Annotated in this window: 20 protein-coding genes and 1 tRNA gene; 10 read left to right on the top strand and 11 right to left on the bottom strand. The window is 33.5% G+C overall.

Annotation, left to right across the window (positions count from 1 at the left end; all coding sequences use genetic code 11):
- The first annotated feature begins 117 nt into the window (after window positions 1–117).
- The 3 genes from Trichorick_RS05675 to virB9 all read left to right on the top strand — a co-directional run bounded on the left by Trichorick_RS05675 (window position 118) and on the right by virB9 (window position 2,678).
- Window positions 118–840, top strand: coding sequence for a ComF family protein (locus Trichorick_RS05675; protein WP_323738037.1), 723 nt, complete (start codon window positions 118–120; stop codon window positions 838–840).
- A gap of 302 nt (window positions 841–1,142) precedes the next feature.
- Entirely contained in the window at window positions 1,143–1,853 is a 711-nt protein-coding gene (locus tag Trichorick_RS05680) for a VirB8/TrbF family protein (protein WP_323738038.1), read from the top strand.
- Between the two features lie 3 nt (window positions 1,854–1,856).
- Window positions 1,857–2,678, top strand: a complete 822-nt coding sequence (virB9, locus tag Trichorick_RS05685; RefSeq protein ID WP_323738039.1) for a P-type conjugative transfer protein VirB9 — start codon at window positions 1,857–1,859, stop codon at window positions 2,676–2,678.
- Window positions 2,679–2,891: 213 nt separating this feature from the next.
- Here the strand turns inward: virB9 and rpoN are convergent, their stop codons facing one another.
- Window positions 2,892–4,241, bottom strand: coding sequence for an RNA polymerase factor sigma-54 (gene rpoN / locus Trichorick_RS05690; protein ID WP_323738040.1), 1,350 nt, complete (start codon window positions 4,239–4,241; stop codon window positions 2,892–2,894).
- A gap of 75 nt (window positions 4,242–4,316) precedes the next feature.
- On the opposite strand from rpoN, the gene Trichorick_RS05695 reads away from it, so the two are divergent.
- Window positions 4,317–6,119, top strand: coding sequence for an ABC-F family ATP-binding cassette domain-containing protein (locus Trichorick_RS05695; protein ID WP_323738041.1), 1,803 nt, complete (start codon window positions 4,317–4,319; stop codon window positions 6,117–6,119).
- Window positions 6,120–6,645: 526 nt separating this feature from the next.
- Here Trichorick_RS05695 and Trichorick_RS05700 read toward each other — a convergent pair.
- The 4 genes from Trichorick_RS05700 to gmk all read right to left on the bottom strand — a co-directional run bounded on the left by Trichorick_RS05700 (window position 6,646) and on the right by gmk (window position 10,070).
- The gene (locus tag Trichorick_RS05700; protein WP_323738042.1) at window positions 6,646–7,440 is read right to left on the bottom strand and encodes a hypothetical protein; all 795 of its coding nucleotides are present in this window, start codon (window positions 7,438–7,440) and stop codon (window positions 6,646–6,648) included.
- Window positions 7,441–7,528: 88 nt separating this feature from the next.
- Window positions 7,529–8,167 carry a queuosine precursor transporter gene (locus Trichorick_RS05705; protein WP_323738043.1) on the bottom strand — a complete coding sequence of 213 codons (639 nt, stop codon included), beginning with the start codon at window positions 8,165–8,167 and terminating at the stop codon, window positions 7,529–7,531.
- Window positions 8,164–9,456 (bottom strand): MFS transporter, encoded by a 1,293-nt coding sequence (locus Trichorick_RS05710; RefSeq protein ID WP_323738044.1) that lies wholly within the window; start codon window positions 9,454–9,456, stop codon window positions 8,164–8,166. The genes Trichorick_RS05705 and Trichorick_RS05710 overlap by 4 nt, the downstream gene beginning before the upstream one ends.
- Entirely contained in the window at window positions 9,453–10,070 is a 618-nt protein-coding gene (gene gmk, locus Trichorick_RS05715) for a guanylate kinase (protein WP_323738045.1), read from the bottom strand. The genes Trichorick_RS05710 and gmk overlap by 4 nt, the downstream gene beginning before the upstream one ends.
- Window positions 10,071–10,142: 72 nt before the next feature.
- Here gmk and Trichorick_RS05720 point away from each other — a divergent pair, with 72 nt between their 5' ends.
- Window positions 10,143–10,916: an SDR family NAD(P)-dependent oxidoreductase gene (locus Trichorick_RS05720; protein ID WP_323738046.1), complete on the top strand. Its 774-nt coding sequence runs from the start codon at window positions 10,143–10,145 to the stop codon at window positions 10,914–10,916.
- 44 nt (window positions 10,917–10,960) lie between these two features.
- Here the strand turns inward: Trichorick_RS05720 and Trichorick_RS05725 are convergent, their stop codons facing one another.
- Window positions 10,961–12,430 carry a S1C family serine protease gene (locus Trichorick_RS05725; protein ID WP_323738047.1) on the bottom strand — a complete coding sequence of 490 codons (1,470 nt, stop codon included), beginning with the start codon at window positions 12,428–12,430 and terminating at the stop codon, window positions 10,961–10,963.
- A 528-nt stretch (window positions 12,431–12,958) separates the two neighbouring features.
- Between Trichorick_RS05725 and Trichorick_RS05730 the strand changes: the two genes are divergently transcribed.
- The 5 genes from Trichorick_RS05730 (at window position 12,959) to Trichorick_RS05750 (ending at window position 18,368) form a co-directional block, all read left to right on the top strand.
- Window positions 12,959–13,507 carry a hypothetical protein gene (locus Trichorick_RS05730; RefSeq protein WP_323738048.1) on the top strand — a complete coding sequence of 183 codons (549 nt, stop codon included), beginning with the start codon at window positions 12,959–12,961 and terminating at the stop codon, window positions 13,505–13,507.
- Between the two features lie 128 nt (window positions 13,508–13,635).
- Entirely contained in the window at window positions 13,636–14,013 is a 378-nt protein-coding gene (locus tag Trichorick_RS05735; protein WP_323738049.1) for a hypothetical protein, read from the top strand.
- 160 nt (window positions 14,014–14,173) lie between these two features.
- Entirely contained in the window at window positions 14,174–16,072 is a 1,899-nt protein-coding gene (dnaK, locus tag Trichorick_RS05740) for a molecular chaperone DnaK (protein WP_323738050.1), read from the top strand.
- A 229-nt stretch (window positions 16,073–16,301) separates the two neighbouring features.
- Window positions 16,302–17,432, top strand: coding sequence for a molecular chaperone DnaJ (gene dnaJ / locus Trichorick_RS05745; RefSeq protein WP_323738051.1), 1,131 nt, complete (start codon window positions 16,302–16,304; stop codon window positions 17,430–17,432).
- Window positions 17,433–17,477: 45 nt separating this feature from the next.
- Window positions 17,478–18,368 carry a ribose-phosphate diphosphokinase gene (locus Trichorick_RS05750; protein WP_323738052.1) on the top strand — a complete coding sequence of 297 codons (891 nt, stop codon included), beginning with the start codon at window positions 17,478–17,480 and terminating at the stop codon, window positions 18,366–18,368.
- 20 nt (window positions 18,369–18,388) lie between these two features.
- Here the strand turns inward: Trichorick_RS05750 and Trichorick_RS05755 are convergent, their stop codons facing one another.
- From Trichorick_RS05755 to rpmG, 5 genes are all read right to left on the bottom strand, one after another.
- On the bottom strand, window positions 18,389–19,603 hold the full coding sequence (locus tag Trichorick_RS05755) for a hypothetical protein (RefSeq protein WP_323738053.1): 1,215 nt from the start codon (window positions 19,601–19,603) through the stop codon (window positions 18,389–18,391).
- A gap of 82 nt (window positions 19,604–19,685) precedes the next feature.
- On the bottom strand, window positions 19,686–21,323 hold the full coding sequence (locus Trichorick_RS05760; RefSeq protein WP_323738054.1) for a CTP synthase: 1,638 nt from the start codon (window positions 21,321–21,323) through the stop codon (window positions 19,686–19,688).
- A gap of 41 nt (window positions 21,324–21,364) precedes the next feature.
- A tRNA-Thr gene (locus Trichorick_RS05765) sits at window positions 21,365–21,439 on the bottom strand.
- Window positions 21,440–22,161: 722 nt separating this feature from the next.
- Complete coding sequence (rpsP, locus tag Trichorick_RS05770) at window positions 22,162–22,491, bottom strand: 30S ribosomal protein S16 (RefSeq protein ID WP_323738055.1); 330 nt, start codon at window positions 22,489–22,491, stop codon at window positions 22,162–22,164.
- 13 nt (window positions 22,492–22,504) lie between these two features.
- Complete coding sequence (rpmG, locus tag Trichorick_RS05775; protein WP_316353018.1) at window positions 22,505–22,675, bottom strand: 50S ribosomal protein L33; 171 nt, start codon at window positions 22,673–22,675, stop codon at window positions 22,505–22,507.
- Between the last annotated feature and the right edge of the window lie 40 nt (window positions 22,676–22,715).

Consider the following 22,715-nt stretch of genomic DNA (forward strand, 5'->3'; position numbering starts at 1 on the left):
GCTGAACTGTATCAATTAAAGTAAGATCCGTCATTGCGAGAGCTAAGCCCTCGCAATGACAACTTAACTCAGTTTATTAAACACTATCAATAAATCAATAGCAATTTAGCAATCCCCATGATCCTAAAGTCTATTTGGTTCTGTTGTTGTTTTATTATTGATTATATTTTACCTCCTCGCTGTCTATCTTGTGCTGAATTAACTATTACTGCACAGGGTTTTTGTCCTGATTGTTGGAAAAAATTAAATTTTATTGCCAAACCATATTGTTATATTTGTGGTTGCCAGCTTAATGTCTCAATTTTTGATAATATGTCGTGTGGTCGATGTATTAATACAAAATCTCCATATGATTGGGTACGTAGTTTATTTATATTTGATGAACATAGTAGTAAAATAATCCATGCTTTTAAATATTATGATAAAACTGGTATGGCAAAAGTTTTGGCCAAAATGTTATATTACAGATATAAATCAGAATTAGTAAATATTGATTTGATAGTTCCGGTACCAATGCATAAGTTTAAACGATTATTCCGTATGTATAATCAATCTTATATACTAGCTCAGGAATTAAAAATAATTATCAATAAACCAGTAGATTATCGCCTGTTGATTAAGGATAAGTGGACTAAGTCACAAACTGCTTTATCAAAAAAAGCTAGAATACAGAATATTCATGGTAGTATCAAATTTAATCAAAAACATTGCATTAAAGGTAAAAATATTCTGTTAGTAGATGATGTGCTGACTACCGGCAGTACTATTAAAGAGTGTAGTAGATTGTTAAAAAGTAATGGAGCACAGTGTGTTTACGCAATTACTATAGCAAGAACTTAAGCTTAAATTAGAAGTCTATGCTAAATGGTAATTTTGTCATCAAAAACTTGCTTGCACTCTAGGTGTAACTCAACCATCTACTGTTGTAACTAAATATCATCTAGTACACAAGCTATAAGAAATTCCTCATTTATTTATGAATTATATGAGGGTTCTAATGATTTCTATGTATCTATGGCAACAAAGAGTAAATTTTTAGTTGGATTTATCTGCTAACAACTAAATAACTGCCAATATAATATTTTAGTTATGATATGATTTTGAAATGTTTTATAGATTTATAGAATAAAGATTCAAATTATATGAAAACAGATCCAGTATTAGGTTCTATACAGGAGTATATCAAATCTGGTGAGTACTTTATATCAGCTAGAAAATGGTATAAGGAAAAATATCTAAAGCCATTCTCACAAAGATCGATGATGTTTGTGTGTAGTTGTACTTTTTGTTTATTGCTTATTGGAATTGTCGTAAATGTATCATCATTATTTCCTTTGTCAGAGCAGGTGCGTTATTCTTTAAATGTTCGTGACGCTTCTCAGAGCTCAGCTATAATTACTCGTGCTGATTATATTGAAAGTGATCCTTTAGCTTCGATAGCAGATATTATGGCGCGAGGTTATGTGCTACAACGTGAAAAATATGATTATGATATGTTGCAGCAACAATTTACGTTTATTAAAAATACTTCTAATAGATTAACTTATAGAAAATTTTATAATGCAATGAATATTGATAATTTAGAATCACCGATTTTGAGTTATCAAAGAGAAGTAAGACGTTCGGTGGTAAAAGTATTATCATCAAAATATACAGATAACAACGAAATAACGATTACTTTTGAGAGTTTAGCTAAAAGTACTGGTGGTGATGTTGTAGAGAACAAGATCTGGGAAGCAATAGTGGGTTTTGATATTGATGATATTGATATATCAGTCCCTTCAGAAACTAAATTTAACTTTATTGTAACTAATTATAGACTTAAACAGTTAGTTGATAAACAGCAGAAATGAATTATGCCTAAAATAAAAAATTTAATTATACTAATTTTAAATTGCCATACTTTGTTTTATTTACGATTTAGTGCAACAAGATCAGTATACATATCAATCTTGTCAATACTGATTTTTTGTCACGAAACGAGCTTTGCGATTAGAGAGTCTAGACCTACGCCGGTAGATAGTCGCATCAGGGTAATGGTATATAATCCTGATGATGTTTTTAAATTTATAGGATATTATAACTATCAAGCTAGTATAGAATTAGCCAAAGAAGAAGAAGTAGTGAGTATCTCGATGGGTGATACTACGGGATGGCAAGTGGTGCCAGCGGGTAATAGGATTTTTATCAAACCCATAGAAACAGATGCTACTACAAATATGACTTTAATTACTAATAAAAGAACTTATTTATTTGAGCTATATGCTGAAGAGGCCAATGATATTAGAGATCCAGAAATGGTATTCAATTTAAGATTTATATACCCTGATGAAGAAGAAGAAGAACATATACGAAATTATTCTACTGCATCTGCGGGGCCTGACTTGACACATCCCGAAAAGTATAATTTTGATTATTCAATAAGTGGCCAAGAAGAGATTGCTCCAATTAAAATCTTTGATGATGGAGAGTTTACCTATTTGCAATTTAGAGATAAAAATGCTGATTTACCGGCTATTTTTGCCGTAGATGAAGAATTAAGAGAATCAATGGTAAATTATCGCTTATCAACTGATAATAAAAGTTTGATAATTATTGAGCATGTGTTTCAAAAATTATCAGTGCGTCATGGTAAGAAAGTAGTATGTATATTCAATGAAGCATTTAAACCAACATGAGATATACTCGGTTACTCGGTGAAAATTGAGAATTGCGTCGTCGTCATTAGAGACTTTCGGTGCTCACGTACTTAAGTGTACGCTCCGCTCCGAAAGCTCTATGACTTCTAGCACTTCTTCAATTTTGACCTTCGTCTATCTGCGATGTACAAGTTTGTAGGCGTTCACAGTTTTTAGAAAAAGTCGTCCAACGACGTTGGTTGCTCGCGCAATTTAGTTATTAAATTGTTTTTTGCGAATAGCTGAAGTTGGTAATTCCATGGATTCACGGTATTTTGCCACTGTACGTCGTGCAATTTTTATATTAAATTTTTGCAATTCTTCAGCGATCTCATCATCTGATAAAATACATTCCTGATTTTCGCTATTAATAATTTGTTTGATCAGCTCTTTAACCTTAGTACTTGATACAGTAGTGCCAGTAGTTTTTGTTCCAGATAAAGCTGATGAAAAAAAATATTTTAATTCATAAATACCATCTGGAGTAGAGATATATTTATTTGCCATTGAACGACTAATAGTGCTTTCATTTAAACCGGTAATTTCAGCAATCTTAGCTAAGGTTAGTGGTTTAAAATACATTACTCCTTTACTAAAGAAGTTAATTTGTTCTGTTACTACGGCAGTAGCAACTTTTAAGATAGTTTTAGCTCGCATTTCGATTGCTTTAAGGATAGAAGTTGCCGAGCTTAATTCTTGTTTAGTAAATAGTTTATCAGATTCATTATTTACATCTAATTTAATTTTTAATGATAATTCATGATTTAAACGCAATTTTGGCATAGACTCAAGATTAATTTCTATTTGAGGTAGACCATTCTCATCAAAGGTTAGAATAACATCCGGAGTTTTATATATTATTTGTTCGGTGTTAAAACCATTGCCGGGTTTTGGATTTAACTTTTTAATTTTTGCAATCAATTTATGTAAAGTGTGAGTATCGACATCACAAATTTTTTCTAATTGCTTAAGCTCGCTTTTAGCTAGTAATTCTAAATTATCAATTAAAATGAGAGCTTTATTATTATCATCGTTTTGCTCATCTAATTGAAGTTTTAGGCACTCTTTTAAGTTACGAGCAAAAATACCCGGTGGATCAAATTTTTGTAATTTGTATAATACTTCATCGATAAGCGAGATCTTACATTTTAAGGTTTGAGCAAGAGTGGTAATATCAAATACAATATAACCACTAGGTTGTAATGAATCTAATAAATTATAGGCAATAATACGTTCTTTAGGGTTGTTAACTTCAATGTTGATTTGTTCAAGGATATATTCTCGCAAAGTTTTTTCGGCTGCAATATTTGATAAGAAGTCAAATTCTGAATCCCGTTGTTGTTTATTTCCATTATAATAATCAATATCTTTTACTATAGAATCTTGCTGAGTTGGTTCTTCATATACGGTATTATCTTCAAGAAAAGGATTTTTAGCTAATTCTTGGGTGGCATAATTATTTAGCTCTAAACCAGACATTTGCAGCATAGCTATACTTTGCTGCATACTGGTAGTGATTTTAAGGGTTTGTTTGAGTTCGGTATGTTGAAACAGTTTGCTCATAGAAGTGTTTAGCTAAAAATTTATTAAATTCTTATTATATCATAATTTTAAAAAAGTTACAAAAAATTAATCAATATGACAATTGCTTATTATATAAAACAGGGAAATTTAAATTTTGCGGACAAAATTATATTTTCAGATCTTGAAATATATTTATATCCCGGAGATAAAATTTGTTTAATCGGTCGTAATGGTTGTGGTAAATCAAGCTTAATGAAAGTGATATTTGGTGATTATGAGCTGGATTCCGGAGAAATTTTTAAAGATCCCAATATAAAGATTGGCTATTTAACACAGGATATTAAAACAAATTTAGATTATAGCATTTACGATTTTGTTCTAAGTGAGCTTGATGACCCAGATAGTCAAAGATATCAAGCGGATATTATACTTGATAAATTACTAATTGATGGCAACTTAAATTTATCAAATTGTTCTGGTGGGCAACTTAGAAGAGCGTATTTAGCTAAGGTATTAGTATTGAAGCCGGATATATTATTGCTTGATGAACCAACTAATCATCTGGATATAACTGCAATAGAGTGGTTGGAAGATTTTGTAAAAACATATCAGGGTATAGTAATCTGTATCAGCCATGATCGTGCATATCTGTCGAATGTCACTAATAAAATCTGGTGGATTGATCGTGGTGTGTTGCGTAAATCAGATCAAGGTTTTAAATATTTTGAAGAATGGCAAGAAGTGGTGATGAGACAAGAAGAGGCGGTACTCAGAAAGTTAAATCGTAAGCTTGAAGTCGAAAATGATTGGTTAAATGCTGGAGTTACTGCTAGGCGTAAAAGAAATCAAAAAAGATTGGCTGATCTAAAAAATTTACGCGAAAATTTAAAACAACAAACCTTGAAATTAAGTATGGCTAAACAAAGATTAACTGCCATCATGGCAGAGGAGGTTAAAAAGAATAGATTTATTATCGAAGCAGATGCAGTATCATTTGCCTTTGGGCATAAAAAAATAATTAATAATTTTAGTTTTCAAGTAAAAAAAGGTGAGAAAATAGGGATTATCGGTGCAAATGGTTCCGGTAAGTCTACTTTTATTAAATTATTGACTAAACAATTATTGCCGCAAATCGGTAAAATAATTCATGGCACTAATTTAGAAATTTCATATCTTGATCAGCATAAAACTCCACTTAATCCGTCACTCAGTTTATGGCAAACTTTGTGTCCCACTGGTGGTGATCAAATTTTTCTAACCAATGGCAACGCGATGCATGTTGCTGGATATTTAAAAAGATTTATGTTTGATCCTGCGTTATTAAATGCAAAAGTTGCAACTTTATCTGGAGGTGAAGCCAGTAGATTGCTACTAGCCAAAATTTTGGCTAGGCCAGGCAACTTATTAATTATGGATGAGCCAACCAATGATTTGGATATGGATAGTTTGGAGATGCTACTTGAAATTCTTAGTGATTACGAGGGTACATTGATTATGGTAAGTCATGATCGTGATTTTTTAGATAGGTTAGTGACTCGTAGTCTAATATTTTCCAGAGAACAAATAATTGATATTGTTGGTGGCTATGAAGATTATCAGCGTCTGACCTTGCCGCAAATTAGTTCTAAACCCTTAAAATTAGCACCAACAAAAGCTGCTGAAACAACGACCAATAAACCTGCTATTAAATTATCTTATAAGCATCAACGATTACTCGAAACTATACCTCTAGAAGTAGAAACTATAGAGCAAGCTATTAAATCATTGGAAGCTCAATTAAGTGACCATAATTTATATCTAGTCAATCCGGATAAATTTTATGATTTAACTAAAGAATTAGAATATTCACAGTTGAAATTAGATAATTTGATTAATGAATGGATGAGTATTGAAGAAATACAAAAGAGCCTTAAGTAAATATGTAGAAATATTAATGGTGAGCGTTCAGAGATTTTTAAAAAAGTCGTCATTGCGAAGAACTAAAGCTCTTCGCAATGACGTTGGTCACTAGCTTTTTATCGTATATTGATGTTCAATTTTATAAACCGTGAACAACGCTCACAATTAAGTTAAAGTACATCATCAACTTAGAATTATAGTTGATGACGATCTGATAGAATCTATTGAATATTCTCTATAATTGCGTGGTCTAGAGAAAAACCATCATTATGACAGAGCTCATTCATTTAAATAATTATCGTATCTATTCACGTCCCTGAAACCTTTACCATATCAGGTATACAAATGGTGAGTTTGACAACAAACTGCTTCTACAATGTCATTCTCAGCAACGACGGGAATCCAGTGTGCATCTAAGCATTTGAGGCTTTTATTCCTAGATTCCAGCCGTTGCTGGGAATGACATTGAGTGCGTTAATAAGACTAGTGTATATATCACAAATCTGCGGTTTGCCAGACCCATAATAGATACTAATGAAAGATACTAATTATCCAGATAATCCAGCCCCAATAGGACAGCATTAACTTTTAACTCTAAGTCTGTGGTCAATAAAGACGACACTGCTTCGTGTAGCGAGTTGAAATCATTTGGATTTTGTTTTAACTCTCGTAATGTATCCTCATACCCATTGATGCTACCATCAGCAACCATTAGTTGAGCTAATACACCTATATCTACTTTTTCTGGTGCCGTCACTGTTGATTCTGCTTCTTTGTGTTCTTCGGTTGGACTTATTGCGTCTAATTCAGCTAAATATGGACGAATATATAGCTCTGCAATTTGTCCATCTGTTACTGGAGATTTATCAGGGTAACTTACGTTATTTGGATCAATATTCATATTAGCCTTTACTATCTCCCGAACTAATTGAAAATCAGGAAATAATTGCTGATTAGCATCAATTATAGAGCATAGCATTACTTTGCCTCTAACATCTAGTATTTGCTTGCCTCTAACATCTAGTGCTTGCATCATTGCTACGGCTTCTTCGGCGCACTCTAAAATTAATAAATCCGTTATGCGCAGAGCATTAACAAATTGAGTAGCTCGTTCTGCTTTATCACCCTTAACTCCTGAAAAAGGCAAAATCCAGACTTTTTCAATGACAGGAGTCTCATCTAATGGATGCATTACCCCTGGGCAGCCGACATCAAATGATAGTGTATCTGCTGTTTCTTTTATACCAAACCTTCGAGCAGCAGCAGAAACGTTATACCCGTCTCTAACAATATCTGCTTGAGTCATATTTGTTTTAAATAATTGTTCTATTCCCTTCATATATTCCTCCTTATATTATAGTATAAATCAATTAGTACTGCAATATGAATTGATTTGCAATAATAAACTATAGGTTAAAGCATATTTATTAAACAATTGACTTAATTGCATAAACTAAAAAATAAAATAAGGGAGTGGTGCAAATTGAAAAAAATAGTTTAAATGTATAGCTGTTAATAATTAGTGGTATCATTTGCTCAAATGGTATGGAATTACTAAAAGCGGTGATAAAGACAATTACTATAGTCGTGTCTATCAGTAAAGATACCGCAGTGCTAAGATTCCTAACCCAAAGAAATTTATGATGAGTGATTTTTCTTATCCATAAATAAAGTCTGATGTCAAAAAGTTGAGCAGTATAATTTGCAAGCAGTGAACCTGCTAGAGAAATACCATAAACTCCAAAAACATCATTAAAGGTCTGATCGTCAATCTTAGACCAGTTAGTTGCTTGAAGATTGTTCATAAGGGTAATGATCAGTGCAATGCTTAAGCTCATTAATATTGCTAATCGTACGCAGAATTTTGCTTTCTGTTTACCAAAGAATTCAGTGATCAAGTTAGTGATTAAAAATGTTAAAGGATAAAAGATTGCTCCTACTGATAGCTCAAAGGTATAAAAAGATAGGGGTAAATAAACAAATTTTTGGTAGATCAAATTTCCAGTTACTACCAGCACTGCAAAGAATGTACATAAAATTATATAGCATTTCTCGGCAGCATTCATCTGGTATTCTCTGGTTGATAGCTATTATGAAGGTTTGAGGTTCTGCTTGCGGATTTAAACTGAGATTGATAAATGGATATTGCTATATAAGATAATATCGCAAAAGCAGCTACATATATTACGGGGAATAGATACCATCCAAATGATTTCATGAACATCAAGCAAATATAATTAGCAGTACCAGACATTAACATTCCACCACAAGCATGTCCTAAACTAATGCTGCGGTAACGTTCATTGACTGGAAAGCCTTTAATAATAATGCCATGAGCTAATGCATTAAAAGGAGCAATAAAGGTAGCAAGCAATAAACAAGCTGCTAAAGCGAGATTGAGCATGTTATAGGTAATTGCAACACTGAGTAACATACAAGCAATAATAGTAGCACATACACTAATTTTGATTACAATCATTGCACCGAACCGATCTGCGCACAAACCGGCAATGGGCATTGAGACCCCTAAACATATTACTAATAGCACTGAGAAAGTACTGATAATGAGGCTGGTTTGAGCTAATACAATCGGCAAATATTGCTTCATAAACACAATAGAAACTTGATAAGTAACGCCAAATCCTCCGGCAATTAAAATTACTATTAATAAGATTTGCCACTGATATTGACATAAATTAATTATGCTGCGCAATGGAGTTTGTAATCTCTTGGCATCCTGAAAATCTGGAGTTTCTGTAAGTTGTCTACGGTAATATAAAGTAATTAGCGCTAAAGGTAAGCTCAGTAAAAATGGTATACGCCATCCCCATTCCGGAAAAATATGAGCATTAAAAAAATTGGTAGCTCCAATACCAAGTAATAATCCAATAACGCCGGTAGTTCTAGTAATTGCTGAGGCGGTATAGTGATATTTAGCTCCTAAATGTTCAATTACGTAAATTGCCGCTCCATCGTATTCTCCGGCCATAAAAATACCTTGGATAAATCGGCAGAGAACTAAAATAACAGTGCTCCAGATGCCAAACGTAGAATATTCAGGCAATAATCCGATTAAAACGGTAGGTACTACCATTCCAATTATAGTAAAATTTAAAGCAATTTTTCGACCAAGATAATCTCCTATACGCCCAAAAACTAATGCCCCCAGCGGTTTAGCCAGATAAGCTACAGCATATACGGCAAAAGTATTAGCTAAACTAGTCAAGAGATCAGTGTTTGGAAAGAATTTTGCAGCTATAACACTAGCAGAAAAACCATACAGACTGTAATCATAATATTCAACGATGGTACCAAGTAAAGCGCCAATAATCTTATTTTTTGGAGTGGTGCTCATATAATATCAAATGATTTTAATTGGATAACTCTGTTTTGTTTTATCTTTTCTGTGATAAATATTGCATGTAGAGCTTGTAGCGCAGTTTCAAAATGATCATTGGTAATCACATAATCATAATATTTGGCACATTTAATTTCTTCAATAGCTGCTTGTAGTCTTCTCTCTATTATCTCTGCAGCATCTTGAGCTCTTTGCTGTAGACGCTGCTTTAAAATATCTATAGATGGCGGTAAAATAAAAATTGACACGGTATTTTTTGGTAGAAGCTGTTTTATCGCATTAGTGCCTTGCCAGTCGATATCAAATAATATATCGATACCATTAGTTAGTGCTGTTGCTATTGGTTGTTTCAGTGTACCATAATAATGGTCATAAATTTTAGCATGTTCCAGTAACAAATCCTGGTCAATTAGTTGCTGAAATTCTGCTTTAGTTTTAAAATAATAATGAGTGCCATTAATCTCACCTGGTCTTGGTGGGCGTGTGGTGGTAGATATCGATAATTGCAGCTGAGAATTAAGTTTTAACAAAGCTCTAGTCAGGCTGGATTTACCGCCACCTGAAGGTGAGGAAATGATAAAGATTAAACCTTGCTGCACATTGAATGACATATTATCTAAAGCCTAATCTCTACTAAAGTAAGACAAAAAATCTATTAGGGATAACATAAACACGAATAATAAATGACTATTGCAAAAAAAACAATCATAATTACTGGAGCTTCAAGTGGTTTAGGTGCTGCACTGGCAATAGAGTACGCTAATATCAATGTTAGACTTTTCTTGTTTGGTAGATCAGAAGAAAAATTATTGAATATAGAATTGCATTGTAAGGCTCGTCATGCAGAAGTAAGGATAGTTAGTGTGGATGTGCAGAATCAACAATTGATGCATGATTCTATTACTAAAATTTGCCAAGAACATAAAGTAGATATTATCATTGCTTGTGCGGGAGTATCAGCTGGAACTTTAGTAGGGCCAGAAACATCAAATCAAGTGAATAAAATCTTAAACACTAATTTGCATGGTAGTTTACATACGATTATACCGGCATTACCGTTTATGATTAAAAATAAATCAGGCAATATAGTGATTATCAGTTCGATGGCTGGACTTATCGGTTTATCTAGTGCGCCTTCTTATTCTGCTAGTAAAGCTGCAGTAAAAATTTTTGGAGATGCATTACGAGGATATCTACAACAGTTCAAGGTAAAAGTTAGTGTAGTAATACCGGGATATATTGATACCCCAATGACTGCAGTTAATGACTTTCCAATGCCATTTAAAATTTCAGCAGCAAAGGCAGCAAGAATTATTATTCAAGGAGTGCAGAAAGATAAGCCAGTGATAGCGTTCCCTTTAATAATCTATATTTTATTAAAATTAGTAAACTTACTACCAACTTGTTTAATTGATTACATTAACTCCAAATTACCAGGTAAACCTGCTTTTGATTAAGTGTAATCAATTAAACAAGTTGGTAGTAAGTTTACTAGTTTTATTTACATTTTGATATCCTCTGCATTCCATTCTTTTTCATTAGCATTATATTTTAAGATACGTGGTTTGGCATCGATAGTATCAAATGTGATGTCGCCTATTAATTGTTCCTGTGAAGAAATAAAGCTAGCATCATTAGATTGAAATAATGGGAAATAAGGTTGATAATTCTTGAATTGTACATTAATAAATTTTTGCTTTGTTATTTCTGGCACATAAGTGATCAGTTCATTTAAATTAGCAATTTTTTTCCCTGCAATAATATTTACTACTAATCGATAAAAATTTCGATCATCTTGAGTAAAGCTTACTGGAATACTGCTAAAGCTACTACCAGTTTGTACATTCATAATACTAACAGCATGCAACGGAATACCGGTTTTAGCGCTAGTAAAATCATCGGCTTCAAAAAAAGTTGCGCCAGCAAAATTGATCATTTTTTCAATTTTATTGTGGTTAACGTCGTATAAAGGTACAGTTTTCTCTATCCTTTGGCCATCACGATAAATAACCAATTTGACTGTGTCTGTTTTTGCGTTATCCATTGCCTGGTCCAAAACAGCTAGACTACCACCTAATGGTTTGCCGTTGATTTCCCAAATAATATCACCTGCTTGTAGTAAGCCTTCTGCTGGAGAACCAGCAATAAGATTACGTATAGATACTGCTCTGTTGCGAGCATCAGGAAATGTTTTTAGAAATGCTTCCATTTCGCCTTTAGGGAAATTACGATGTTTTACAGCTTTATCTAGAGAATGAAGCTCGGTGATAATGCCACAATGTTTTCTTACTGGAATCACTCTATCTTTAAGAGCAGTTAAAGCATGTTGGACATATGCACCATTTAGTGCGAATATATAGGTTTTGCCACCACCATATAACACGCCGATGGCTTCGTTTTTCTTATTTAACACTGGTGAACCACTGGCGCCACCAGCAGAATTAAGGTTAATTACGTAAGAACATTGTGGCATTTCTCCATTAATTTCATATAAACCAGAAACATATCCGGTATGAAATGAAAAATCTTGTCCTTCAGTATTACCTACTACCAATACACTTTCATTTTGCTTTGGTGGTGTTTTAGTGAAACTAATTTGTGTAGCTTCAGTGGGTATATCTTGTGGATCTACCATTAAAATAGCATAGTCCTGCCACATATCATAATAAGCTAACTTTGCTTCTGATTGTTGACCATTGTAAAAAGTAATAAAATAACTCCCAATTGATGCTCTTCCTACTACGTGAGCATTGGTGACAATAAATCCACTTTTATCAGTAATAAAACCTGTACCGGTCCAGCTTCCTACATTACGGTAAGCTGATACCGCAACTCTACTATTAATAGTAACAATAGCTTTTTTTGCTTGTTCTAAAACAGTTGAACTAATCTCAGAGCTTGCACTTGCAATATAATTTGTCCATAAAACTATAAAGAATAAAAATTTGGTTAATTTGAATAAAATTTGCATTGAGTAACTCTTGTAAAGTTGTGTGTCAACACTATAATATAAAACTTCATATAGTTAAAATAAAAATATTTATGCTGATTTCTATATTGTCATATTTAGGTATAGCTTCTTTATATACTCAATATTTTAAGGTTAAGTTTACACATTCTCTTCCTGCTGCTTTGTCTTTGATTATCGTATTCTTATATGTTTGTGTGATGAGTGGGGTATTATCTTTGGCCACTTATTTTTTGTATATTTTAGGTATAGCTAGCTTATTTATGTATACTTATTTGTATAGAAAGGAATTAACTCGCTATTTACGGCAATACTCGTTTGAGATTACTGCTTAGATTAGCGTTATTTTAATTTACGCTTTTTATACAAAAGACGCATATTTTAGTTCTTGGGATGATTTTTCACATTGGGGAGTACTTAGTAAAGAATTGTTACTAAGTAGTACCATAGAAATACCAACAACAATGCCGACATCGGTATTATTGTCGCATGCTCATTACCCAAGAGGACCCTGCGATATATCATTATTTTATGTTAGTAGCTTCAGGTTATTCTGAAGCTGCACTCTTATTAGCGCATTTTATTTTGCATTTAATTTTTTTAGCGCCATTAATGGCTAATAGAAAATTTTGGCATAGTTTCTTTATAGTTATTCCAATATTAGCAGTAAAAGAAATTAATGAATCGAAGCAATCAATTAAGTATAATTTTATTCTTTATATTTTAATATTTTTGGCTCCCATTATAAGTAATTTTATTTGGGCTAATTATTTTAAAACCACTCATAATTTTTTTGGCAGAACAGAACATAGCTTTAGTAATTTATGGGTTTTAATTAAATCATTTAGTGGACAGAATCAATTACTTGTCTTGCATTATTTAAAATTTTTATTTAAATTTTTGATTCAAGAAGGAAGTTTACTAATTTTGACGTTAATTGGCATTAGTTGGTATGCGGTGCGAAGAAGAAGTCAAGAGTATATTCAAGAATATAAGTTTTATTTTAAAAGTGCTTTAGTATTTTTTGCCTTTGGAGACTATATCTATATTTCTTTACTTTCTCTTATGTTGAAGCAATAAAAGCGGCGTCTTTAATAAGATATTTAGGCTGCTATTGCTTAATCTTTGTAGCGATAGCTGCTGTATACATTAAAAAATGGTTGTCAGAGTATGATCTAAAGAGCAAAGAATTAGCAGTTTTACTATTAGTGTTCACAACATCTGCGTTGATTATAATCAATAAAACAACACGAATAGAAACTAATTTAAATCATTCACAACGAGAATTTATTTTAAATGCTAAGAACATAAGCGTGTTAATTAAACAAGGTATAAAACCACAATTTGATTTTATCAATAAGAAAGAATTATTTAGTTGTTTTTGGCTGAATTATGAAATGTCTCCGTACTTAAGTACTGAAGAGTTTAAAAAATGTGTTGCTGCTCCGATAAATTATAATCCGGAAAATCAGGAACTATTTCAGAATTTAGAACATGAGTATTTTGAGGAATGTATTCATAATAAACAAAATTGTAAGGTAAAATATTACCCATTCAATAATAGAGTAGAAGTTTATTTTGATTAGAGCTTGTGCAATGGTTTTCAACAAAAATTCTAAAAATTTTGTTAATTTTAATAATTTTATATTGAGCAACTCTTGTAAAATTGTTTATCAACACTATATCTAGCTTATAACTGATTAAAATAAAAATTTTGTTAATTTAAATATATTATTTGAGGGATTCATGGGAAAAGTAATCGGAATAGATTTAGGCACAACTAATTCTTGTGTTGCAGTTATGGAGGGTAAAGAACCAAGAGTGATACCAAATGCTGAAGGAGCAAGAATTACTCCTTCAATAGTTGCATTTGCCGCTAACGGTGAAATATTAATAGGAGACCCAGCTAAAAGGCAGGCGGTAACTAATCCAAAGCGCACATTATATGCCATTAAACGATTGATGGGTAGAACATTCAATGATCCAATGGTAAAAAAAGATCAGGATTTGGTACCTTATACTATAGTAAAAGCTGATAATAGCGACGCTTGGGTTGAGGTTGACGGTAAAAAATATTCTCCAAGTCAAATTAGTGCATATATATTGCAGAAGATGAAAGAAACTGCTGAAAACTATTTAGGAGAGAAAGTAACTCAGGCGATTGTTACAGTACCGGCATATTTTAACGATGCCCAGCGTCAAGCGACAAAAGATGCTGGCAGAATAGCTGGTCTTGAGGTATTACGAATTATTAATGAACCAACGGCAGCAGCGCTTGCTTATGGTTTTGATAAATCCGGAAGTAAAACGATTGTAGTTTATGACCTAGGTGGTGGAACTTTTGATGTATCAGTTCTAGAAATTGGTGAAGGTGTATTTGAGGTTAAAGCGACAAACGGCGATACCTTTCTAGGAGGAGAGGATTTTGATATTAGAGTTCTTGATTATTTACTGGAAGAATTTAAAAAAGAAAGTGGTCTTGATTTAAGGAAAGACCCGCTAGCGTTACAACGCTTAAGAGAAGCAGCGGAAAAGGCTAAAAAAGAGTTGTCATCAACACAACAGACAGAAGTTAATTTACCCTATATTACCGCAGATAGTAACGGTCCTAAACATTTGAATATTAAATTGACTAGAGCAAAATTAGAAGCTTTAGTAATGGATTTAATTGAAAAAACTATGGAACCTTGCCGTCTTGCATTAAAGGATGCTGGTTTTAAAGCGACAAATATTGATGAGGTAGTATTAGTTGGCGGCATGACTAGAATGCCAAAGGTTATTGAAAAAGTTAAGGAATTCTTTGGCCGTGAGCCGCATCGTGGAGTTAATCCTGATGAAGTAGTAGCACTGGGTGCTGCTATTCAAGGTGGAGTGTTAAATAAAGATGTTACCGATATATTATTGTTGGACGTAACGCCTTTATCTCTGGGTATAGAAACCTTAGGCGGAGTATTTACCAGATTGATTGACCGTAATACGACGATACCGACTAAAAAAAGTCAGACATTCTCTACTGCTGATGATAATCAGCACGCTGTAACTATTAGAGTATTTCAGGGTGAGCGAGATATTGCCGTTGAAAATAAATTATTGGGGCAGTTTAATTTAGAAGGAATTCCGCCAGCTCAACGCGGTATGCCACAAATCGAAGTTACTTTTGATATAGATGCTAATGGTATAGTTCATGTTTCTGCTAGGGATAAAGCTAGTGGTAAAGAGCAGAAAGTGACGATTCAAGCATCAGGGGGCTTAAGTGATTTAGAAATCGAAAAAATGGTTAAAGATGCTGAGGCTAATGCTAGTAGTGATAAAAAACGCAAAGAGTTAATAGAAGCTAAAAATAACGCTGATAGCTTAATTTATTCTACCGAGAAAAGCCTTAAAGAGTATGAGGAGAAGATTCCCGCAAGAGATAAAGAGGAAGTGCAGCAGGCGATTAATGCATTAAAAGAAGTATTAAGTTCTGAAGATATAGAGCAAATTACTGCGAAAACAGCTCATCTAACTACTGTTAGTATGAAAATAGGTGAGGTTATGTATAAGGATCATCAGCACAGTAATCCGGCCGCGGCTGCAACTGGAGCTGAGGATGCAGAAGATGATAAGGTAGTAGATGCTAATTATCAGGATTTAGGCAAGAAATAGATATACTTGGTGATTCTTGCGCATTGCGACCATACACATCAAGTTAAGAAAAAAACAGATGATACGAACCGTCATTGCGAGAGAGCGCAGCGAACGTGGCAATCCAGTATACGGTTACTCGTTTTGCTAAGATTGCTACGACCATAAAAGCTCTCAAGGTTTGACGGCTTGATGCAGTTCAGCATGACTAAATTCAAAGCTTCAGTAAAATAAATAAAAATTATTATATATGTCACCAGAAGATTATTACGCTGTGCTTGGAGTTAGCAAATCAGCTAACCAACAGGAAATTAAAAAAGCTTATCACAAGTTGGCAATGCAATATCATCCTGATCGTAATTCAGATAATAGCGAAGCAGAAAAAAAATTTAAAAAGATAAACGAAGCATATGACGTGCTTAAAGATGAGCAAAAGAAAGCTGCTTATGATAAATTTGGGCATAATGCTTTTCAGAATTCAGGAGGTGGTGGAGGCTTTAATAGAGGTGCTGGTGGTGGAGAATTTCATGATATTAATGATATATTTGGTGATTTTTTTAGTGATTTTATGGGTGGAAAATCACGGGCAACAAAATCTTCGAGTAAAATTAAAGGAGCGGATCTTAAATATAACATAACTATCACTCTTGAAGAAGCGTATAAAGGTGTAGATAAAAATATTAATTTTACTACTGAAGTAAAATGTAACTCTTGTAATGGTAGTGGTAGTGAGGGTGATAGTAGCGTAACTACTTGCGATATGTGTCATGGCCGTGGGGTAAACAGAATGCAGCAAGGATTTTTTACTTTGGAGCAAACCTGCGGTAAATGTCAAGGTATGGGGCAAATAATTAAAACACCATGTAAAAAGTGTTTTGGTAATGGTCGTCATTCTCAAGTAAAAAATTTATTAGTTAATATTCCAGCTGGTATTGAAGATGGAACTAAAATACGGCTTGTCGGAGAAGGAGAAGCTGGAATTCGTGGTGGCAATAGTGGTGACTTATATATTTTTGTTACGATTAGAGCGCATGATATTTATAAAGCTGATTTAGCAAATTTACATTGTAGACTACCAATTAGCTTTACCAAAGCAGCATTAGGTGGAGAGATTGAGGTGCCAATTATTGAAGGTGGCAAAGTAAGCTTGAAAATTCCAGCCGGTACTCAAAACGGTGATCAATTAAAGCTACGTGGTAAAGGAATGTCTAAAGTAAGGGCAACAACTAGAGGTGATATGATTGCGCATGTCTATATTGAGGTACCTAAATCCTTAACTAAAAAGCAGCGAGAATTACTTGAATTACTAGATAAGGAATTAGATGATGGTAAAAGTGATGATGTTAGCTTCTTTAATAAAATGAAAAATCTATGGTCTTAGATGGTAATAAATCTTCTTACATAAACTAGTTTGTGAGGAGATTTGATGTTAAAGATTACTTCTGGTAGTAGCCATATAGCACTAGCTAAACAATTGAGCAAACAGCTTGAAATAGAGTATATTACCGCTGATATCCAGAAATTTGCTGATGAAGAATTACGCATACAATTTACTGTTCCATTATACGCAGATGATATTATTATCGTTCAATCGACATCAAAACCGGCAAATGATTACTTGATGGAATTGCTGTTGCTAGTTGATGCGGTAAAGTGTGCAGGAGCACAACGAATAATTGCATTAATGCCTTACTTTGGATATAGTCGTCAGGATCGTCCATCTTATAATTATGGCCCAATTTCTGCACGATTAATTGCCACTTTACTGGAAACTGCTGGAGTCGATCAACTTATTACTGTTGACTTACACTCCAGTCAGGTCGAAGGATTTTTTAAGATTGGCGTAAAAAATATTGACCCTATTTCTCTATTTACCACAAGTATCACTGAAAATCATGGTTTAGTTGTAGTGTCTCCGGATATCGGGGGCATAAATCGTGCGCAAAAATTGAGTTCATATCTGGGTGTTGATATCGCCATAATTAATAAAATTAGAAATACTCATAATAAATGTTCTATGCAGCAATTAATTGGCAATGTTGCTGGTAAAAAATGTTTGCTTATTGATGATATTGTTGATACTGGAAATACTATATGTCAAGCAACAGATTTGTTATTAGACAAAGGTGCTGTTTCCGTCGAAGCTTTCATAACTCATGCAGTATTATCTGAACTGGCGATATCGAATATTATGCAATCTCGACTAGAGAAGATTAGCATTACTAATAGTATTGTTCATGATCATCTGCCTAAAAAATTTCAAGTCATTGACTTAAATTCCATACTCGCACAAGCGATAACAACTATACTAACGTGATTCTTGAGTGTATTGGCATATTAAACATTAAGCATTGATCTAGCGTGTATTTTTATTGATTCTACTCCTGGTTGATCAAAAGGATTAATATCTAGTAAATGTCCAAGTAAAATGATTTCCAACATGCTATGAGTCATTAGAGCGCCAACGGATTTTTCTGATAAATCATTTAATATTAATGTTCTTAGTGGCAATTGTTTGTCGCTTAATGCCTGTTTAGTTGCTTCAAAGCAGATATTGTTAATTCGTGATAATTCTGAGATACTGTTCTGCATTTCTATTTCTGGATCGGATAAATAAAACATGGTAAATATTTTATCGCTCTTACCTTCTAGATATAGCTGTAACATACTATGTTGATCGTTAGGTCCTAGACCTCTAATTGGAGTAAAGCCACCTTTGTTTTTACCTAATGATTCAGCAATAATTTGTGAGTACCACTCTAAAAATGGAGAAAAACACTGTAGATATGCTAGATTAACCATTATTGGTTTTTCTACAGCGGCTAATATGGCTGCAGCTTGTGCTACTATACTTTCTTCTTTATTATTCCAAAAATCTTCGATTACTTTAGCGGCTCCTTGAAAAAGCTGTTCAACATTGATGCCAGCTATGAGTCCCGGTAAAGTTGAGATATTAGTAAATCCAGCATAGCGTCCACTAATATGACTAGCATGGTCATAAATTGTTGAATTTATTTGTTCGCCAAGACGGCGCAAACTATTATTACCCGCGCCAGTAATGAACAAAAAATTATTTTGAAAATTCATCACGGCTGATTTTTGATAATATTTCAGACATGATTTTGTAAGAGCTATAGTTTCTAAGGTTTCGCCAGAATTACTGATCACAATACAGATAGTTTTACGAAGGTTTAATTGATCAAGCAGGGTCTTAAAATCAAAAGGATCAGTATTGTTGATAAAATGAAACTGTGGTCGAGCTATTTTATTTTTAAGCAATCCTAGAATAGCTTGTGGATTTAATGTTGCTCCACCCATAGCTATAATTAGAATATCATCAAAATTTTCTCTGATTTGTTTGGCAATAGTAATATAAGGGGTAATCCATTCGTCAACTATCGGTTGATGTAACACTTTATATAGTGGGGTAGTATTAGTAGTATAAGAAAGTTTTTCTTTTATAATCGTACGCAATGATAATTTATTATTATTGAATCTTGCTAAGGTCTCTTCCTTAATCTCTAAGCAATTTTTATGAGTATATTGGTACATAAACAATCTATATAATTTACATCATAATATCAGTTTTTTGATATAAAAGTGATAATAACTACTTCTAATTTAAATACAATAGTTACTTTTGTGTTTCTAATTTATAGCTCAGGGCTGCTAAAATAAAATTTTTGAATAATGGATGTGGTTTAAATGGCAAAGATTTAAGTTCTGGATGAAATTGTGCTGCTACAAACCATGGATGATCACGCCATTCTACAATTTCAGTTAATTGGCCATCTGGAGACATACCAGAAAATATCAATCCGATTTCTTCTAACTGGTTCTTGTATTTTAAATTAACTTCATATCGATGCCGATGTCTCTCAAATATTAATGAAGTTTCATAGGCAGAATAAGCATTAGTATTATTCTTAATCTGACATGGGTATGAGCCAAGACGCATAGTTCCACCTTTATTGTCAGTATTATTACGTTGTTGTATTAGTAGTAACGGGTCAAGCCATTCTGTCATCAGTGCAATTACTGGTTCAGTAGTTTGACCAAATTCTGTACTGGAAGCATCGCTTATCCCTAAAACATTTCTACAAGCTTCGATAATTGTAAGTTGCATACCCAGACAAATGCCTAAGGTAGGAATCTTGTTTTGCCGAGCAAACTTAATCGCAGCAATTTTGCCATCTATGCCACGAGTACCGAATCCGCCAGGGATAATGATACCATCAACATCGTTAAGATGGTGATGGATATCATCTAATTGTTCGGTATCAACCCATACTAGTTCTATCTTGGTTTGTGCCGTTATGCCAGCATGAGTTATTGCTTCAATAAGAGATTTATATGCGTCCTTTAATTTAATATATTTTCCAGCGATGGCTAATGTTAAGCTGTAGGTTGGATTCTCTATTCTCTCAATGATATTTTGCCAATTATTCAAATTAATTGGATGATGATCAAGATTAACTCCAAAATACTTACATACACGTTGATCAAATCCTGCTTGATGATATTGTAAAGGTACATGATATATAGTTTGCGCATCTAGAGCTGCTAGTACATCTGCACTTTGAACGTTACAAAATTGTGCTAGTTTGGTACGCGCTTCTATTGAAATGAGGCGATCACTGCGACAAATTAGTATATCAGCTTGGATGCCAACACTTAATAATTCTTTAACTGAATGTTGTGCGGGTTTGGTTTTAATTTCTTCTGCTGTATGTATGTATGGTAATAAAGTTAGATGAATAAATAAAGTACGTTCAGAGCCTTGTTCATTTCTTAATTGTCTGATAGCCTCTAGGTATGGTAAGCTTTCGATATCACCGACAGTTCCACCAATTTCACATAATATAAAATCAGTATTAGCGGTTTTATTTAAAATAAAACGTTTTATTTCATCGGTAATATGAGGAATGACTTGTACTGTTGCTCCAAGATAAACTCCTTTTCTTTCCTGAGCAATTACGTTACTATATATTTGTCCGGTAGTTACATAATCAGCCACTGTAGCATTGATGCCAGTAAAACGCTCATAATGACCGAGATCCAGATCGGTTTCCATACCATCTTCAGTAACAAATACTTCTCCATGTTGATGTGGACTCATTGTCCCAGGATCGACATTTAAATAGGGATCAAGTTTTCTTAAAGTAACACTGAATCCTCTTGCTTGTAATAGAGCGCCAAGAGCAGCAGAAGCAATGCCTTTACCTAAAGACGAGGCAACTCCGCCAGTAATGAAAATAAATTTGGTGGTCATTTTTATATAATTTGATAATCAAAGAATAAATGCAGTAAATGTGGTGCCGGATGTCGGATTTGAACTGACGACCTACCGCTTACAAGGCGGTTGCTCTACCACTGAGCTAATCCGGCAAGAAAATATATAATATATAGTTTGAGAGATGTTTAATAAATATATAAACTTATTATCATGCATTTTTTCTATTTCTGACCTATTATTCATCTTTTTAACGAGGCGTTCACAGTTTTTAGAAAAAAACATCGTCATTGCAAGATTTTGTTAAAAATCGAAGCAATTCAGTCTTTTATAAGGCTCTCACTTACTCGAGCTAATTTCTGGATCACCACAGAGCCTAACGGCTCCTCGTGATGACGCCTTAATGTGGTATACTAACGTTCAAACTAAAAAACTCGTGAGCGCTTACTTTTTAACTTATCATCATCACGAACGCAAAATATATTCGAACACAGAAAATGCTCCAAATACAGATGTTTTCGAACATACAATGTCATCCTAAACTTGTTTCATGATCTCGTCAAGACTTCATGAGATCTCGAAACAAGTCTATAATTGTCCGAATGTCATTCCTGCGCAAGCAGGAATCCAAAAATCTACTACATTTTTCTCTCCTGCTAAAATAAAAAAGCTGGATCCCTGCCTACGCAGGGATGACATCGGTGTTTTAATTTAACTTTGGAGAGCTATAAAACAAGTCCTGGATGACGTTATATTTCGAGAACATATCTGAAACCGAGTTACTGAACCTATATAAGGTAACACAGTTAACACGATAAGTATTTATTGTTAGTATAACTACAAATTGGTACTGTTTATCAAATACATGCGCTTATATTTAGCTTTCCGATTTTTTAGGTTTTCTGGCTTGTTGGCCTTGTGCTCTTATAGCCATCTCTTTTTTTGCCCATTCTGGCAAATTTACACCAGCGGCTGCAATAAATTTTGCAACAATTTCTGTTGGTTTAGCGCCACAGCTTAACCAGTATTCAATACGATCTACTTTTAGCACAATACGATCTTTGTTATCATTAGCTAAAAGCGGGTTGTATGTTCCAACTTTTTCTAGAAAATCTCCATCTCTAGGAGCAGTAGCATTTGCTACTACTATCCGATAAAAAGGACGCTTTTTTGCCCCACCTCGAGCCAGACGAATTTTTGTTGCCATAACTTAGTTAACCTTATTTGATTTTTTCTTCTTTAAATTGGACATGCTTTCTAACTTTTGGATCGTATTTTTTAAATGATAATTTTTCAGTTTGAGTTTTTGGATTGCGTTTTTTAACTAAAAAATAGCCAGTACCTGCGGTGCTTACAAGTTTTACTAAAATATTTTTATTTTTCTTTGCCACGACTGAACCTTATTTTATAGTATTAGATTATTATAGCAAA

It is taken from the genome of Candidatus Trichorickettsia mobilis, from assembly GCF_034366785.1.
Taxonomy (GTDB): Bacteria; Pseudomonadota; Alphaproteobacteria; order Rickettsiales; family Rickettsiaceae; genus Trichorickettsia; species Trichorickettsia mobilis_A.

Excerpts from the sequence above, each read along its gene's own strand:
- Trichorick_RS05750 (WP_323738052.1), top strand. The coding sequence starts at position 17,478 with ATGTTAAAGATTACTTCTGGTAGTAGCCATATAGCACTAGCTAAACAA.
- dnaJ (WP_323738051.1), top strand. The coding sequence starts at position 16,302 with ATGTCACCAGAAGATTATTACGCTGTGCTTGGAGTTAGCAAATCAGCT.
- Trichorick_RS05730 (WP_323738048.1), top strand. The coding sequence starts at position 12,959 with ATGTTAGTAGCTTCAGGTTATTCTGAAGCTGCACTCTTATTAGCGCAT.
- Trichorick_RS05755 (WP_323738053.1), bottom strand. The coding sequence starts at position 19,603 with ATGTACCAATATACTCATAAAAATTGCTTAGAGATTAAGGAAGAGACC.
- rpsP (WP_323738055.1), bottom strand. The coding sequence starts at position 22,491 with ATGGCAACAAAAATTCGTCTGGCTCGAGGTGGGGCAAAAAAGCGTCCT.
- Trichorick_RS05705 (WP_323738043.1), bottom strand. The coding sequence starts at position 8,167 with ATGAATGCTGCCGAGAAATGCTATATAATTTTATGTACATTCTTTGCA.
- dnaK (WP_323738050.1), top strand. The coding sequence starts at position 14,174 with ATGGGAAAAGTAATCGGAATAGATTTAGGCACAACTAATTCTTGTGTT.
- Trichorick_RS05680 (WP_323738038.1), top strand. The coding sequence starts at position 1,143 with ATGAAAACAGATCCAGTATTAGGTTCTATACAGGAGTATATCAAATCT.
- virB9 (WP_323738039.1), top strand. The coding sequence starts at position 1,857 with ATGCCTAAAATAAAAAATTTAATTATACTAATTTTAAATTGCCATACT.
- Trichorick_RS05720 (WP_323738046.1), top strand. The coding sequence starts at position 10,143 with ATGACTATTGCAAAAAAAACAATCATAATTACTGGAGCTTCAAGTGGT.
- rpoN (WP_323738040.1), bottom strand. The coding sequence starts at position 4,241 with ATGAGCAAACTGTTTCAACATACCGAACTCAAACAAACCCTTAAAATC.
- Trichorick_RS05695 (WP_323738041.1), top strand. The coding sequence starts at position 4,317 with ATGACAATTGCTTATTATATAAAACAGGGAAATTTAAATTTTGCGGAC.
- Trichorick_RS05675 (WP_323738037.1), top strand. The coding sequence starts at position 118 with ATGATCCTAAAGTCTATTTGGTTCTGTTGTTGTTTTATTATTGATTAT.
- Trichorick_RS05725 (WP_323738047.1), bottom strand. The coding sequence starts at position 12,430 with ATGCAAATTTTATTCAAATTAACCAAATTTTTATTCTTTATAGTTTTA.
- gmk (WP_323738045.1), bottom strand. The coding sequence starts at position 10,070 with ATGTCATTCAATGTGCAGCAAGGTTTAATCTTTATCATTTCCTCACCT.
- Trichorick_RS05700 (WP_323738042.1), bottom strand. The coding sequence starts at position 7,440 with ATGAAGGGAATAGAACAATTATTTAAAACAAATATGACTCAAGCAGAT.
- Trichorick_RS05710 (WP_323738044.1), bottom strand. The coding sequence starts at position 9,456 with ATGAGCACCACTCCAAAAAATAAGATTATTGGCGCTTTACTTGGTACC.
- Trichorick_RS05760 (WP_323738054.1), bottom strand. The coding sequence starts at position 21,323 with ATGACCACCAAATTTATTTTCATTACTGGCGGAGTTGCCTCGTCTTTA.